Source organism: Paenibacillus macerans, assembly GCF_900454495.1.
Lineage (GTDB): Bacteria > Bacillota > Bacilli > Paenibacillales > Paenibacillaceae > Fontibacillus > Fontibacillus macerans.
The window spans coordinates 695,601-710,693 of record NZ_UGSI01000002.1; the positions used below are offsets into that span (position 1 = coordinate 695,601).

13 protein-coding genes and 1 riboswitch are annotated in these 15,093 nt (G+C 55.0%); all 13 genes read left to right on the forward strand.

The window, feature by feature from the left end:
• Positions 1 to 268 precede the first annotated feature (268 nt).
• The 13 genes from DYE26_RS26215 (at position 269) to DYE26_RS26275 (ending at position 15,003) form a co-directional block, all read left to right on the forward strand.
• The gene (locus tag DYE26_RS26215) at positions 269 to 829 is read left to right on the forward strand and encodes a manganese efflux pump MntP (RefSeq protein ID WP_036627415.1); all 561 of its coding nucleotides are present in this window, start codon (positions 269 to 271) and stop codon (positions 827 to 829) included.
• A 49-nt stretch (positions 830 to 878) separates the two neighbouring features.
• Positions 879 to 1,466 carry a low molecular weight protein arginine phosphatase gene (locus tag DYE26_RS26220; protein ID WP_036619198.1) on the forward strand — a complete coding sequence of 196 codons (588 nt, stop codon included), beginning with the start codon at positions 879 to 881 and terminating at the stop codon, positions 1,464 to 1,466.
• Positions 1,467 to 1,527: 61 nt separating this feature from the next.
• Positions 1,528 to 1,610, forward strand: a riboswitch (ZMP/ZTP riboswitch).
• A gap of 156 nt (positions 1,611 to 1,766) precedes the next feature.
• Positions 1,767 to 2,357: a TIGR01440 family protein gene (locus DYE26_RS26225; protein ID WP_036619200.1), complete on the forward strand. Its 591-nt coding sequence runs from the start codon at positions 1,767 to 1,769 to the stop codon at positions 2,355 to 2,357.
• Positions 2,358 to 2,446: 89 nt separating this feature from the next.
• Positions 2,447 to 3,697 (forward strand): serine hydroxymethyltransferase, encoded by a 1,251-nt coding sequence (gene glyA / locus DYE26_RS26230; RefSeq protein ID WP_036619201.1) that lies wholly within the window; start codon positions 2,447 to 2,449, stop codon positions 3,695 to 3,697.
• Between the two features lie 233 nt (positions 3,698 to 3,930).
• Positions 3,931 to 6,039, forward strand: a complete 2,109-nt coding sequence (locus DYE26_RS26235; RefSeq protein WP_082207637.1) for a BglG family transcription antiterminator — start codon at positions 3,931 to 3,933, stop codon at positions 6,037 to 6,039.
• Positions 6,036 to 6,329 (forward strand): PTS sugar transporter subunit IIB, encoded by a 294-nt coding sequence (locus DYE26_RS26240; protein WP_036619203.1) that lies wholly within the window; start codon positions 6,036 to 6,038, stop codon positions 6,327 to 6,329. The genes DYE26_RS26235 and DYE26_RS26240 overlap by 4 nt, the downstream gene beginning before the upstream one ends.
• Before the next feature lie 43 nt (positions 6,330 to 6,372).
• Entirely contained in the window at positions 6,373 to 7,641 is a 1,269-nt protein-coding gene (locus DYE26_RS26245) for a PTS ascorbate transporter subunit IIC (RefSeq protein WP_036619204.1), read from the forward strand.
• A 164-nt stretch (positions 7,642 to 7,805) separates the two neighbouring features.
• Positions 7,806 to 8,873: an ABC transporter substrate-binding protein gene (locus tag DYE26_RS26250; protein WP_036619205.1), complete on the forward strand. Its 1,068-nt coding sequence runs from the start codon at positions 7,806 to 7,808 to the stop codon at positions 8,871 to 8,873.
• 19 nt (positions 8,874 to 8,892) lie between these two features.
• Complete coding sequence (locus tag DYE26_RS26255) at positions 8,893 to 10,548, forward strand: ABC transporter permease (RefSeq protein WP_036619206.1); 1,656 nt, start codon at positions 8,893 to 8,895, stop codon at positions 10,546 to 10,548.
• Between the two features lie 31 nt (positions 10,549 to 10,579).
• Positions 10,580 to 11,641 carry an ABC transporter ATP-binding protein gene (locus DYE26_RS26260; RefSeq protein ID WP_036619208.1) on the forward strand — a complete coding sequence of 354 codons (1,062 nt, stop codon included), beginning with the start codon at positions 10,580 to 10,582 and terminating at the stop codon, positions 11,639 to 11,641.
• Between the two features lie 49 nt (positions 11,642 to 11,690).
• On the forward strand, positions 11,691 to 12,713 hold the full coding sequence (locus DYE26_RS26265; RefSeq protein ID WP_036619209.1) for an ABC transporter substrate-binding protein: 1,023 nt from the start codon (positions 11,691 to 11,693) through the stop codon (positions 12,711 to 12,713).
• Positions 12,714 to 12,821: 108 nt separating this feature from the next.
• Entirely contained in the window at positions 12,822 to 13,709 is an 888-nt protein-coding gene (locus DYE26_RS26270) for an ROK family protein (RefSeq protein ID WP_051985216.1), read from the forward strand.
• Between the two features lie 298 nt (positions 13,710 to 14,007).
• Positions 14,008 to 15,003: an Rpn family recombination-promoting nuclease/putative transposase gene (locus DYE26_RS26275; RefSeq protein WP_051985217.1), complete on the forward strand. Its 996-nt coding sequence runs from the start codon at positions 14,008 to 14,010 to the stop codon at positions 15,001 to 15,003.
• Positions 15,004 to 15,093 lie beyond the last annotated feature (90 nt).

Sequence of the window (15,093 nt, forward strand, 5' to 3'; positions counted from 1 at the left end):
CTAGCTTTTGAAGATATAAGAAAGAATGGACGTCGGAGCCTCAGCTTCCTTATATCGCAAGAAAAACAACCGCTAAACGCGGTCTGTCTCCCTAGAAATGTACATCGATAGAAATTTTCCTTATCACGAAGTAGAACTATGTTTTTGAACCCGCACTATAACTGACAGAATCACAAGCGCCAGGCGCCCGTTCGCCTTGTCCATGTCATGAATTCGGACCTGTCCGCATATGGTTGTACAAAATACACGGACATGGAGGATACCGATGATGACGGAGGTATACGCGCGGCTGGGAGAGCTTTTTACCATTCTGCTGATGGCGGTGGCTCTGGGGATGGATGCATTGTCGCTGGGTATCGGCATCGGAATGAGAGGGGTCCGGTCGCGGGATGCGATCCGCATCGGATCGGCGGTGGCTCTGTTTCACGTGCTGATGCCTCTGCTCGGCATATTGGCGGGCAAATACGTCGGTATATTGCTGGGCCATCTCGCCCGGTATGCGGCCGGAGGGCTGCTGTTTGTCTTGGGCGCTCATATGATCTTCAGCTCGGTAAAAGGCGGCGGCGTGCAGTCGATCAGCCATCGGACATGGTTCGGCGTGCTGCTGTTTTCGTTAAGCGTCAGCATCGATTCCTTTTCCGTCGGCGTCTCGCTTGGCATGTTTCATGGCGATTGGATTTTGACGGTGCTGGCCTTCGGTTTTTTCGGCGGTTTGATGTCGCTCGCCGGACTGGTGATGGGCCGCCGGGTGGGAAGGACGATGGGCGAATACGGAGAAGCGGCCGGGGGAGCGATTTTGCTCGCGTTTGGCCTTATGTTCATCTTTTGATAAAATATCATAAACGCGATAAAATATCCGGACGTGGGAGGTGAAAGGCATGCGCATTTTGTTTGTATGTACCGGGAATACATGCCGCAGCCCGATGGCGGAAGGATTGCTGCGCAAGATTGCGCGGGGACGCGGTTTGGACGTGGAGGTACGGTCCGCCGGCGTGGCCGCGATAAAGGGCGCTTCGATGTCCATGCATGCGGAGGCCGTACTGAAGGAGCGGGGCATCACGGATGCGTTCGAGTCGACGCCGCTGCACGCGGAGCTCGCGGAGTGGGCGGACCTCATTCTGACCTTGACGCAAGGCCATAAACGCCAGGTGGTTTACACATTTCCCCATGCCGCGGACAAGATATACACTTTGAAGGAATTCGTCGAAGACGATGAAAAGCTGCTTGCGGATCGCGAAGAGCTGCAGCGTCTCATTGCGGACCGGGAGCTGGGCAAAGCGCTCGGCCAGGGTTGGACGGACGCGGAGGAGCGCCGCTTGAACGAACTGCAGCAGCGAATGCCGGTCTACGATATTTCCGACCCGTTTGGAGGATCGCGGGCGGATTACGACCGGACGGCGGCCGAAATCGGCGCCGTATTGGAAAAACTGGCGGATAAACTGCAGCGCGGAGAGCTGGGGAAATAACGCAGCGAAAACGAAGTTGCATTTGTCGGCCTAATGCTTTATTCTAAGATCAGATAGTTTTTGGTTCCGATGTAACTGGCGACAAAAGTGGATCAAACCACGGTGGAGCATCGGAGTATACGGCCGGTCGCCTGGGCAAAGAGCAAGACGCAGCGGTTGCGTTCTGCTCTTTTTTTGTTGCATGAAGCGTCACGGTTTGCCGCGGAGGCGGATTTGTCGGCACGAATTCCGGTGGTTTTAGGTATAATAAGGACAGACTCTATGGAGGTTCTTCACTTAAGACTGAAGGAGGCCGGATGCATGGAAAAAGGAGAACTCGGAAACATCCGGGACCAGGTGGCGGAAATTGCCGGGGAATTGGCGGCGGCGGCCAAGCTTGGCCCGGGGAAATTGCTGGTGGTCGGCGCCAGCACCAGCGAAGTGGCGGGCCGCAGAATCGGCACCGGCGGAGCGGAAGACATTGCCGCCGCGCTGTTTGACGGGCTCGAGCAGGTTCGCGGCAAATTCGGCTTTGACCTCGCCTTTCAATGCTGCGAGCATTTGAACCGCGCCCTGGTGGTGGAGCGTACGGTTCTGGAGCGGCTTCGCCTGACGGAGGTGGCGGCCGTGCCCGTGCCGAAAGCCGGCGGATCGATGGCGGCGGCCGCTTACCGCCGGTTTGCCGATCCTTGCCTGGCCGAGAGCCTGGAGGCTCACGCCGGGATCGACATCGGCGAGACGCTTATCGGGATGCATCTGCGCCGCGTGGCGGTGCCTTTCCGCCCTTCGCGCCGGATGATCGGCATGGCCCGCGTGACCGCAGCCTGGGCGCGCCCGAAGCTGATCGGCGGAGAGCGGGCGGTCTACGCGCTGCCGCAGGCTGCGGACGGGAACGCCCCGCATTGCCAGTAAAGGTGCGCTGTGATTCGTAATCGGGTATGAGATTTTGCTGGGGAACAAGTCATCTGCAATTGTATATTATTCCAAGGAGGAATTTAACAATGGAAAACTTGAGAAAACAAGATCCGGCCGTGCTGGAAGCGATGAACCTGGAACTGAAGCGCCAGCGCAACAATATCGAGCTGATCGCTTCCGAAAATATCGTCAGCGAAGCGGTGATGGAAGCGATGGGTTCGGTGCTCACCAACAAATACGCCGAAGGTTATCCGGGCAAACGTTATTACGGCGGCTGTGAACGCGTCGATATCGTGGAGAACATCGCCCGCGACCGCGCCAAGGAACTGTTCGGCGCCGAGCATGCCAACGTGCAGCCGCACTCCGGCGCCCAGGCCAACATGGCGGTCTATCTGGCCGCGCTTAAACCGGGGGACACCGTGCTGGGGATGAACCTGGCTCACGGCGGCCATTTGACCCACGGCAGCCCGGTCAACGCATCCGGTTTACTGTATAATTTCGTGGCATACGGCGTACAGGAAGACACGTTCCTGATCGATTACGATGAAGTGCGCAAAGCGGCCTTCAAGCACCGTCCGCGGTTGATCGTTGCCGGCGCGAGCGCTTATCCGCGGATCATCGATTTCGAGAAGCTGGCCTCGATCGCGAGTGACGTAGGGGCTTTGTTCATGGTCGATATGGCGCATATTGCCGGCCTTGTTGCGGCGGGACTTCATCCGAATCCGGTACCGCACGCTCATTTTGTGACCACCACGACGCACAAGACGCTGCGCGGTCCGCGCGGCGGCCTGATCCTATGCCGTCAGCCATGGGCGGCCGCGATCGACAAAGCGGTGTTCCCGGGCACGCAAGGCGGACCGCTGATGCACGTGATCGCTTCCAAAGCGGTTGCGCTCGGCGAGGCGCTGCAGCCTTCCTTCAAAACTTATGCGGAAAATGTGGTCAAAAACGCCAAAGTGCTGGCCGAAACGCTGCTGGCCGAAGGCCTGAACATCGTATCCGGCGGTACGGACAACCATTTGATGCTCGTCGATACCCGCAACCTGAACATCACCGGTAAAGACGCTGAGCATGTGCTGGATTCGATCGGCATCACGGTCAACAAAAACGCGATTCCGTTCGACCCGACAAGCCCGTTCGTAACGAGCGGCATCCGGATCGGCACGCCGGCCGTAACCTCGCGGGGCATGGATCAGGAGGCGATGAAGTCGATCGGGCAGATTATCGCGCTTGTCCTGAAGAACCCGAAAGACGAGGCTGCTCTGGCTAAAGCCCGTCAGCAAGTTGTCGAACTAACCGATAAATTCCCGATCTATCCGGAACTCAGCTACGAATAAGCGCATATGGTTTAACGGAGGCCAACCCGTCGATGCGGGTTGGCCTCTTTTGAATCTTGGCCCATGGTACAGGTCTGATACTGGCCCCGCGGTTACGTTTGCGGGGGCCGCATCCTCGCTAACGGATGATGCTCGGCGACTTTTTTCGACGAATGCCCTATATCTCGCCAAGCAAATATGTAATAATAAATTTATGATAGCGCATACAAAATTGCGAACCGCAGGGTGACATTATGATATCAAGCAGACAACAGAGAATGCTCGGACAACTGATGGAGAGCGAGGGAGCCGTCTTTATTCCCCTGCAGAAATTGGCGGATGATTACGGGATCTCCCTGCGAACGGTACGGAGCGATTTGCTGCACCTGGAGGATTGGCTCAGAGAGCGGGGAGTGCGTCTGGAACGGGACCGCTCCGCCGGCGTTCGGCTGCGGCTTGGGCCCGGTCAGTCGGAGCGCCTTGCAGTTCATATGGAGCAGCGGCCCGATTATATGGATGCGGAACAGCGAATCGGCTTGTTGCTCAAACAGCTCTTGCAGGCGGCGGCACTGTCCGTCAAGGAGATCATGGAAGAATTCGGGATTAGCAAAAATACGCTATTGCAAGACTTGAACGAAATTAAGCAGCGGCTCGGGCGGTGGGGGCTATCCTTGGTCCGTGACCGGGGAGCGCTTTACATCGAAGGGCCGGAGAAGCTGAAGCGAAGAGCTTATTTAAGTTTGCTTCGCGACGAAATTACGGACGACCGGCTGCTTCGGTATATCCTTGATCAGCGGGAGCGGGAAGAACCCCATTTGCGGCTTCAGCCGTGGAAGGAATGGTTCAAGGCCGGAGATGCGGCCATGCTGTTTGATACGATACAACAACTGGAGGAAAAGATGGGCGTTCAGTTTACGGACGCCGGATATTCCACATTGATCCTTCATATGCTGATGGCGATGGAGCGGCTGAAAGAAACGCATTCGATTGAGATGGACCGTGAATCGCTTTCCGAGCTGCAAGGCCATGACGTATATGAACAGATCAAGACGGAAGCGGCGCCGCGGATTGAAAGGCATTTCGGGGTAAAGCTGCCCGCGGCGGAAATCGGCTATATTACCCAGCATATCCTCGGCGCCCAGAAGCAAAGCCTGCCGGCCGAGGAGTTGATGATCGCCGAGCTGGCGGAGCAAATGGTGATCCGCATCGAGCGGGCTTTGGGCCGTCCGCTGCAAATGGCTGAACAGATTGTCCAGGGCTTGGCCATTCATTTGAAGCCGGCCATTTACCGCGCAAAGTTTGGGCTGCAGTCGAAAAATCCGCTGATGCGGCAATTGGAGGCGCAGTACGGCACGCTGCTCAACTTGCTGGAGCGGGTAGTGAACGAGGTGATGGAACCGTGGTCCATCGTCTTCGACCGGGACGAGGTCGGTTATATTATGCTCCATATCGGGAGCGGGCTGATTCCTCCTAAGGCGCCCGTGCGCAAGCGCGTGGCGATTGTATGCGGTTCGGGTCTCGGCACTTCGGCGATGCTGAAGCGGCGGATGGCCGTTATTTTTCCCCAAGTCGATATTGCAGGTACGTATTCGTATAAGGAAGCCGTAAGCATCACGCTAGGAGAAGCGGACGCGATGATTAGCACGATGGAGATCAGCCATCCGCTGCAGGTGCCGTGGGTTAAAGTATCGCCGCTGCTCGATCAGCATGATCAGCAGCGAATTGCCGGCTTTCTGGGCGTTTCTCCTTCGGGCGAACCGGCTGCGGCGGCGGCGGCCGTGCAAGCGGTTAACGATATTTTTCAAGCGGTTGAGCGAAATGCCCATATCCATAACCGGAACCGCTTGCTGGAGGAACTGCTGCATCTGTTTCAGGGCGGAAGCGGGGTGGACAAGGGGCCTTATGAGGACTATGCGCTCACTTCGCTGTTGCCGCCGGTCTCCATCCGCCTTGGACTAGCTCCTGTTCCATGGGAGGACGCCGTTCGCGAGGGGAACCGGCTGCTGATCGAAAGGGGCGTTGCGGACGCCAAATACGGGGATGCCCTGCTCGAAATCATTCGTTCCAACAAGCATCCTTTTATTATACGTTCAGGGGTGGCTTTTCCCCACGTGTACATGCCGGAGTGCGTGACAAGAACGGGCTTCAGTTTGCTGACCTTTCGCGAGGCGCTGGCGTTCGGGCCGTCCGCGCAGCCGGTTTGGCTTGTGATTACTTTGGCGGCCATCGATAAGGAGCGGCATGTGACCGCGCTCGGAACGCTGCTTGATGTCATGAATGATGAGTCATTTATGGCCGATTTGCGGCAAACCGTGGATGCGGAAGGCGTGTGGCGAAAGCTGCGGGAGAAGGAGGGCTTATGAAAAAGATCATCGTTGCTTGCAACAGCGGTCTGGGGACGAGCCTGATGATCCGGCTGAATGTGGAGGCGCTTATGAAGGAGTGGGGAATAAAGGCCCAAATCGAACATACGGACATTACCTCGGTTGATGCCTTTGATGATGCCGATTTGATTATAGGCTCCAGCTACCATATGGAATCGCTGCACATTGGCGGGAATGCGGAGACGATCGGGCTGGAGGACATTACGGACCGCCAATATTTAAAAGCCCGGCTCAAGGAAAGCGTTACGGTCCGCAGTTGGCTGGACTAGCGCAACAAACTTACGGAATTTACCACAAGACGGGGGGTTACCCATGAATGCGACGCAAATCATCAGCAAGGGACTGCTTGGGGAACCCGCCCTGCTGCTCGGATTAATCGCGTTTGTCGGATTGCTGCTGCAGAAGCAGCCGTTTCAAAGACTCATTCACGGTACGATCAAAACGATGCTCGGATACACACTATTGCAAATCGGAGCTAACGCCGCCGGCTCCTCCTTGTCGAATTTATCGGCGGTCATTCAGAAAGGATTCCAAATTATCGGCATTATTCCGCATAACGAGACGATTACCGCGCTGGCGCAAATCAATTATGGCGAGGAAATCGCGCTCATTATGCTGGCCGGGATGATCGTTCACCTGATGATCGCCCGGTTCACACCGGTGAAATACATCTTTTTGACCGGACATCATATGCTGTTCATGGCTTCTTTGCTGGCGGGGGTCTTGGTGTCGATGTCCATCCCGTTATGGCAGGTGGCGCTTAGCGGCGGCGTGGTTCTGGCTTTGTGCATGTCTTTTGCCCCGCTGATCGCGCAGCCTTATGTTCGGCGGGTAACGGGAAACGATGATTTTGCGCTCGGGCATTTCAACAGCGCCGGCTATGTTCTAAGCGGGTTTATCGCCTCCTGGTTCAGAAAAGGGAAGGAGCCGCCGGAGTCGCCGGGACTTCAGAAGCTGCGCTCCTTTTTCCAGGACCATATGGTCGTGATTACGGTATTTACGTTCGTGTTATTCCTTTTCTCGGGGCTCTTCGTCTCTTCCGGCGGGGTCGCGGAAATGTTCTCCGGCCGGCATATTCTGGTGGTTTCACTGATTCAGGCCACCTGGTTCGCAGGCGGCTGTTACGTTATTTTGGCCGGCGTACGCATGCTGCTGTCCGAAATCGTCCCCGCTTTCAAAGGCATTGCCGACCGGATCGTGCCGGGAGCCATTCCCGCCCTGGATTGTCCGGTATTGTTCAAATTTTCGCCGTTTTCGGCGATGATCGGCTTTTTGCTCAGCTTTGCCGGCGGGCTGGCGGCGATGGCCGTTCTGCTGCAGGTTCAGTACACGGTCATTATTCCCGGGGTTATTCCGCATTTCTTCTCCGGAGGAACGGCTGGCGTCATCGCCTATAGAATCGGAGGGCGCAAGGGATTGATCGTATCCTCTCTATGCCACGGGTTTGCAATCACGATCCTGCCGGTGTTTCTGATTCCGCTGTTGTCGAATCTCGGCTATCTGCGGGCGACGTTTGCCGACAGCGATTTCTCGGTAATCGGCGTGCTGGTCCATGCGTTGTTTGGTTGGTTCAAGGGGTAGCTTCCGACCGTATAAAGAAAGTCCGATTTCGCCTTGGAGAGGCGGGGTCGGGCTTTTTTGGCGTGTCCGTTTTTTTGCCGAAAGAAGTGGCAAAGACTTGGACTCACAGTATTGTAAGCGCAGCCAATATAATTGACTCATAAATAGCGAAGGGGGATTTCAAGATGAGAAAGAAAAAATGGATCAGTTCCGTTGCCGCGTTGACGATGGCCGCCATGCTGTTTTCAGGCTGCGGATCGGCGGGCGGAAACCATGCTGCAGGGGATAAGGCGGGGAAAGACGCTGCGGACAAGCCTCAAGGCAAGCTGACGGTCTATATTGGTTTTCAGGAAGACCATGCGGTAGCCGCCATCAAGAAGTTTACGGAAGACACCGGCATCGAAGCCAGCATGATCCGGATGTCGGCGGGGGAGATCCTGGCCAAGGTTCGGGCCGAAAAAGACAATCCGCAAGCGGACGTTTGGTATGGCGGGCCGGCCGACACGTTCGTGCAAGCGGCAAGCGAGGGGCTGCTGCAGCCTTATCAATCGCCGGTTGCCGAGAAAATCGACGCAAAGTATAAAGACCCGGAAGGCTACTGGACCGGCGTGTACGTAGGCGCTGTCGGTTTTGCCTCCAACAAGGAATTTTTGGAGAAGAAAGGCGTACAGGCCCCGACGAAATGGGCGGACCTGCTTAATCCGGCGTTTAAGGGCGAAATCGTTATGGCGGACCCGGCTTCTTCCGGTACGGCATACACGGCCATGTATTCGGTGTTGAAGGTGATGGGCAGCGAGGAGAAAGGTTTTGAGTACCTCAAAAGCCTGCATCCGCAAATTCAGCAGTATACGACAAGCGGCGCCGCTCCGGGCCGGATGGTCGGCATGGGCGAAGCCGGCGTAGGTATTTTGTTTGCGCATGACATTATCAAGTATCAGGAAGAAGGCTTTGACAGCCTCGTGCTGACGGTCCCACAAGACGGTACGGGGTATGAGACAGGCTCAATCGGCATCATCAAAAACACGAAAAACGAGGAGCTCGCGCAAAAATTCGTCGATTGGGCCTTGTCTCCGGGAGCACAGGAGCTTGGCAAAACGGTGGGCAGCTTCCAAAACCTGACGAACCCGGATGCGGTAGGGCCGGAACAAGCCTTGAACCTGTCCGATATCAGAACGATTGATTATGACGTGGTTGAAGCCGGAAAGGAACGCCAGCGCTTGATCGACAAATGGAGCGCCGAGGTCAAAAAATAACTGTGAGGAGAGAGCTGGAATGAGCGCCATGTTCAAAAGATTCAAGCGCGAGCCGCTCCTGCCGATTCTGATCGTGTTGGTCATGCTCTGCTTAGTCGTTTTTATCGTCTATCCGTTATTCCAGATTCTAAAGTCCAGCTTCGTCGGCTCCGCCGGCGAGGTTGGCATTCAAGGTTATCAGCGGGTACTCTCCGGGGGAGGGTTGCTGCAATCCCTGGTGAATTCCCTGATCCTGGCCGTATTGACGTCGACGCTGTCCACAGCGATCGCCTATGTATTCGCCTATACGTTCGCTTATGTAAAGGTGCCGTTTAAGAAGCTGTTTAACGGAATTGCTATTTTACCGGTCATATCTCCGCCCTTTGTGATCGCGTTATCCGCGATGCTGCTGTTCGGAAAACAGGGCTTGATCACCAAAAATTTGCTGGGCCTCGAAAACGCCAACATATACGGGCTGCATGGCCTGGTGCTGGTGCAGACGCTATCGTTTTTTCCAATCGCGTTTCTGACGCTGTCGGGTCTGCTTCGTTCGATCAGCCCTTCTTTGGAGGAAGCGAGTCAAAATATGGGGGCCAGCCGGTTGAAGACGTTCCTTAGCGTTACTTTGCCGCTCTCGGTTCCTGGGATAGCCAACGCGTTTTTACTAGTGTTTGTCCAATCTCTGGCCGATTTTGGCAATCCGATGACGATCGGAGGGAACTACTCTACCGTTGCCAGGGAAATCTATTTGCAGGCGGTCGGAAGCTATAATTTGCAAGCGGGCGCGGCTCTGGCGATGATTTTGCTTACGGTTACGATTATCGTGTATATTTTGCAAAACTTCTGGGTGGGTAAAAAAAGCTATGTCACGGTAACGGGCAAACCGACGGGACAGCGGAGAATGATTGAGTCCGGGGCCGTTAAACAAGGGTTATTCGCTTTTTGCTTGATCATGTCGCTGGCCGTTATCGCTTTTTATGCTCTGGTACCGGTCGGATCGTTCATCAAGCTGTGGGGGATCAACAACAGCCTGACCCTGGACCATTACAAATACGTATTCTCCATCGGGCAAAAAGCGATCAAGGACACGCTGACGCTGGCTGTCGTCGCCACTCCGGTCGCCGGTCTGCTGGGGATGATCATCGCCTTCCTGATTGTCCGCAAGCGTTTCTTCGGCAAAAAGGCGCTGGAGGTGATCAGCATGCTGTCGATTGCCGTGCCGGGCACGGTCATCGGGATCGGTTATATTCTTGCCTTCAATAAGGCACCGCTGGCGTTGACGGGAACAGGAATGATTATCGTGGCCGCCTTCGTCGTACGTTCCATGCCGGTGGGCATTCGTTCCGGGATCGCCGCCTTGCAGCAAATCGACCCGAGCATCGAAGAGGCCGCGACGAATCTGGGAGCCGGGGGACGTAAAGTGTTCACCAGCGTAGTGTTGCCACTGATCAAGTCCGCTTTCTTCAGCGGCCTCGTCAACAGCTTTGTCAAAAGCATGACCGCGATGAGCGCCGTGATTTTCCTTATTTCGGCCAAATATAATCTCATTACGGCGTCGATTCTGGCGCAGGTCGAGGCGGGCCGGATCGGCGTGGCCAGCGCTTACTGTACGATTCTGATTCTCATCATGATCGTTGCTCTGGCGCTAATCAACTTGCTGGTGAAATGGATGGGCGGCAAAGAACGATCCGTTTAATTGGCGCCCATTCTTGAAGGAGGTATTGTTTATGGCTAAATCTGTCACTCTTAAAAATATATCGAAGGCCTTCGTGAACGACAAAGGCGAACGGTCGTACGCGGTAACCGGGGTTGATCTGAGCATCGGAGAGGGCGAGTTCGTCACTCTGCTCGGCCCTTCAGGTTGCGGCAAAACGACGACGCTGCGCATGATTGCCGGATTCGAGGAGATTACCGAAGGGCATATTTATTTCGGGAATGAGGCGGTCGACGGGATACCTCCAAACCGGAGGGACTGCACGATGGTGTTCCAATCCTATGCCCTGTTCCCGCATTTGAATGTTTTTGACAATATCGCTTACGGGCTCAAAATTAAGAAGCTGACCAAGTCGGAGATTAGCTCGAAAGTTGAATCCGTATTGGATATAATGAATTTGCGGGATTACCGGGACCGGATGCCGAGCCAATTGTCGGGCGGGCAGCAGCAGCGGGTTGCCCTGGCCAGAGCGCTCGTGATGGAGCCTGGCGTGCTGCTGTTTGACGAGCCGTTGTCCAACCTGGATGCCAAGCTGCGTTTGGTGATGCGGGACGAAATCCGGCGGATTCAGCAGCAGATCGGCATTACGGCCGTTTATGTCACGCATGATCAAAGCGAAGCGATGAGCATGAGCGATAAAGTCATCGTTATGAATAAAGGGAAAATCGAGCAGGTCGGTACGCCGATGGAGATTTACCAGCGCCCCAAAACGAAGTTTGTGGCGGACTTTATCGGAACCGCCAACTTTATGGAGGGGACGGTGAAAGGAACGGAGGCAGGCCGGCTGCTGGTGGAGACGGACGCAGGTTTGCTGCGGATTCGCCGGGACGGTTTTAAGGCGGGAGACCGCGTTACCGTCGTAATCCGCCCGGAAGCCGTATCCTTGTCCAATGAATCGGCGCACCTGGGTGTCGTGCGAAAGAGCGTATTCATGGGCCAAACGCAGGAATACGAAGTGCAGTTTGCCGGCCAGTTGTTCCAAATTACCGAGCATAACCCGATCCAGGAGAAAGTTTACGCGGTCGGAGCCAATGTATCGCTGCAGTTTGCCGAAGACGCACTTCATGTGATTTAACCCAAAACATCACGTTCGGATGACATCAAGCAAGGGGGAGAGGGGCGGCATGAAACGAATAACTTTAGGCATATTGCTGCTGTTCCTTATGATATCGCCGCTTCTGGCCGCTTGCGGCAGGGAGAGTCAAGGTACGTTGACGGTGTATGCGGGACTGTATGAGGATCACGCCATCAAGGCGATCGAGACGTTCCAGAAGCAGACCGGCATTAAAGTGAATTATGTGCGGATGTCGAGCGGGGAAATCCTGGCGCGAATCCGGGGGGAGCGGAACGCGCCCAAAGCGAGCGTTTGGTATGGCGGACCGGCGGATACGTTTATTCAGGCGAAAACCGAGGGCTTGCTGGAACCGTATCTTTCGCAAAATGCCGCATCGATCCCCCGTGAGTATCGCGATCCGAGCGGATATTGGACAGGAATTTACGTCGGTTCCATCGCGTTTGTGTCCAACAAAACCTGGCTGCAGGAGGTAGGGTTGCAAGCTCCTCAATCGTGGAATGACCTGCTGCAGCCGGAGTACCGGGGGATGATTTCGATGGCGGACCCCCGTTCATCGGGAACCGCCTATACGACGCTGGCTACGCTTGTGCAGTTGTTCGGCGAGGATCAGGCGTTTGACTATTTGCGCCGGCTGCACCTGCAAAATGTCGTTTACACCACCTCCGGGAGCGTTCCCGGGCGAACGGTAGGCATGGGGGAGTCAGGCACGGCGGTCATGTTCGCTCATGATGCGCTCAAATATTACAAGGAAGGGTTTCAAAATCTTGTCATTAACTTTCCAACCGAAGGAACCGGCTACGAAATCGGGGCGGTCGGCATCATCAAGGGCGGTCCGAATCAGGAGGAGGCCCGGCAGTTCGTCGATTGGGCGCTGACCAAGCAAGCTCAGGAACTCGGCAAGCAGGTCGGCAATTACCAGCAGTTGACGAATCCCGACGCCGTTGCACCCGAGGAAGCCATTCCTTTGGAGAAACTGAATGCCATTCCATACGACCTCGAATGGGCCGGCAAAAACCGCGAGCGCCTGATCGGCAGGTGGACGGCCGAGGTGTTGGGTTCGGGAAACGGATAGGATCTTCTATTAACGCGGCCGATATCATGGTATAATTTTTTTAGAGACTGATATGGTAACGTTCGTCATACTATCTTATCCGCAAGCTGAAAATGGAGGTTGGCATCATTGAAATTGCTGGGGGCTATTGAAGCCGGAGGAACTAAATTTGTATGCGGTATCGGCCATGAGGACGGCACGATTCTGGACCGGGTCAGCTTTCCGACGACGACGCCGGAAGAGACGATGGGCCGGGTGCACGATTATTTCCGGGATAAGGAGATTGAGGCCATGGGCATCGGCTCGTTTGGACCGATCGATCCGATTCCGGGGAGCCCAACCTATGGTTATATCACGACGACCCCGAAGCCGTACTGGAGCAACTTTGATCTCGTTGGGGCCGTTCTGAAGGCCAAGAACTGCAAGGTAGGCTTTGACACGGACGTAAACGGGGCGGCGCTGGGCGAATTACGCTGGGGTGCGGCCCAAGGACTGGATAATTGCCTTTACATCACGGTCGGAACGGGAATCGGGGCCGGATCCGCTTTAAACGGAGGGCTGATTCACGGCTTGTCCCATCCCGAAATGGGGCATATTCTCGTGCGCCGTCATCCGGACGATAAATATGAAGGCACATGTCCTTACCACGGGGATTGCCTGGAAGGCTTGGCCGCCGGTCCGGCCCTCGTCAAACGCTGGGGAGTCGCCAACGGCGCGGATCTTCCTCCCGACCATCCGGCTTGGGAAATGGAGGCCTATTACTTGGCGCAGGCATTGATGAACTATATTCTCGTGCTTTCTCCGCAAAAGATCATTATGGGCGGCGGAGTCATGAAGCAGAGCCAGCTCTTCCCGCTGATCGCGGACAAGCTGCAGAATTTGCTGAATGGGTACATTCAGCACCCAAGCTTGCGTGAGGGAATCGCCGATTATATCGTTCCGCCGGGGCTTGGCGACAATGCCGGACTGGCCGGCGCTCTGGCTTTGGCCGACGCGGCCTTATCCTCGCCAAGCTGAGGCGTGGTTCAAAAGGCGCTTTTTCCAAGCCTGATCCGTGAATTGGACCGAAAAGCGGCGCGATTTTGAATGTAACGGACACCAGAGACCTTATTCAGGTGAAAACAGAACATTTCAGCTTGTTTTTGATCAAATAAGGTCCTTCTGGCTTTGCTTCCCATACTGATTGATGAAATAGCTTAAGATATACAAATGAAAATGAAAAAGTGAAGCACACTTGCCGGTGCCCAAGGGGCGTTGTGGCGGTGTGCTTTTTTTTCGTTGAAAATTGCCCATTGTGGGAGAGGAAGGGTTAATCATGAGTGCTTATGAACTAGCGGTAAGAGAAAAGAAAGCGAAATGGCCGGAAGGCAGGCCGTTTACCCCGCATGACGAAGCGTTCAAGAAGCTGCTGCAAACCTTTTTTGCGGAGTTCATTGAACTGTTTTTTCCTGAACTCGACAAGCTGCTCGATCATCGTCATACGCGTTTTTTAATGCAGGAGCTGCTTGTAGATATCGTTGGCGAGGAGAAGCGGACCCTGGATCTGCTGCTGGAAACGAGATACTTGGAGCTGGACGCCTACATATTGATCCACATTGAGCCGCAATCCTACCAGGAGAACGACTTCCATGAGCGAATGTTCATCTATTTCAGCCGTTTGTTTGAGCGGCATCGGAAGGAATATAAACTCATTATTCCGATTGCCGTCTTTACGACGGACGAGGCTAAGGAGGAGAAAAATACGCTGGTGATGAGCACGCCGCAGCAGCCGATTTTGCGGTTTGAATTTATGAAGGTGGAGCTAAGGAAGAAACTTTGGCGGCAGTTTATCGATTCCGCCAATCCGGTGGCTGCTGCGCTGCTGGCGAAAATGGGCTATACTAAGGGGGAAGAGCGAGAAATACGCCTGGCGTATTTACGAATGATTTTACGGCTGCAAGGAAGGTTGGATGATGCGCGAATGGCCCTGATCATGTCGGTGGCGGATCTGTATTTCAATACCGATCCCGAGGAAGATAAGCGGTTGCTGGAAGAGTTGAAGGAACAAAACCCGGAGGTAGGTGAGTCTATTATGGAACTGATGCCCGCGTGGAGTCGTTTGGGATACGAGGAAGGCTTGAAGGAAGGCTTGCAGAAAGGTTTGGGAAAAGGGATTGAGCAAGGCATAGAGAAAGGGATTGAACAAGGTATAGCCGTGGGCATGGAAAAGGCGGCGCTTAATATGCTTCGCGAGGGAATGGAGACATCGCTGGTCGCTAAAGTTACGGGGCTAACCGAAGAGCAGGTGGCGAGGCTGAAAAAGCAATCTTGAATTCAGCCGCTCAGGGCGGATGACCAAATGTTGAGCCAATATGGAAGCGCCTGTCTTTGGGAAGTTTTATCCCTGACAGGCGCCGATTTT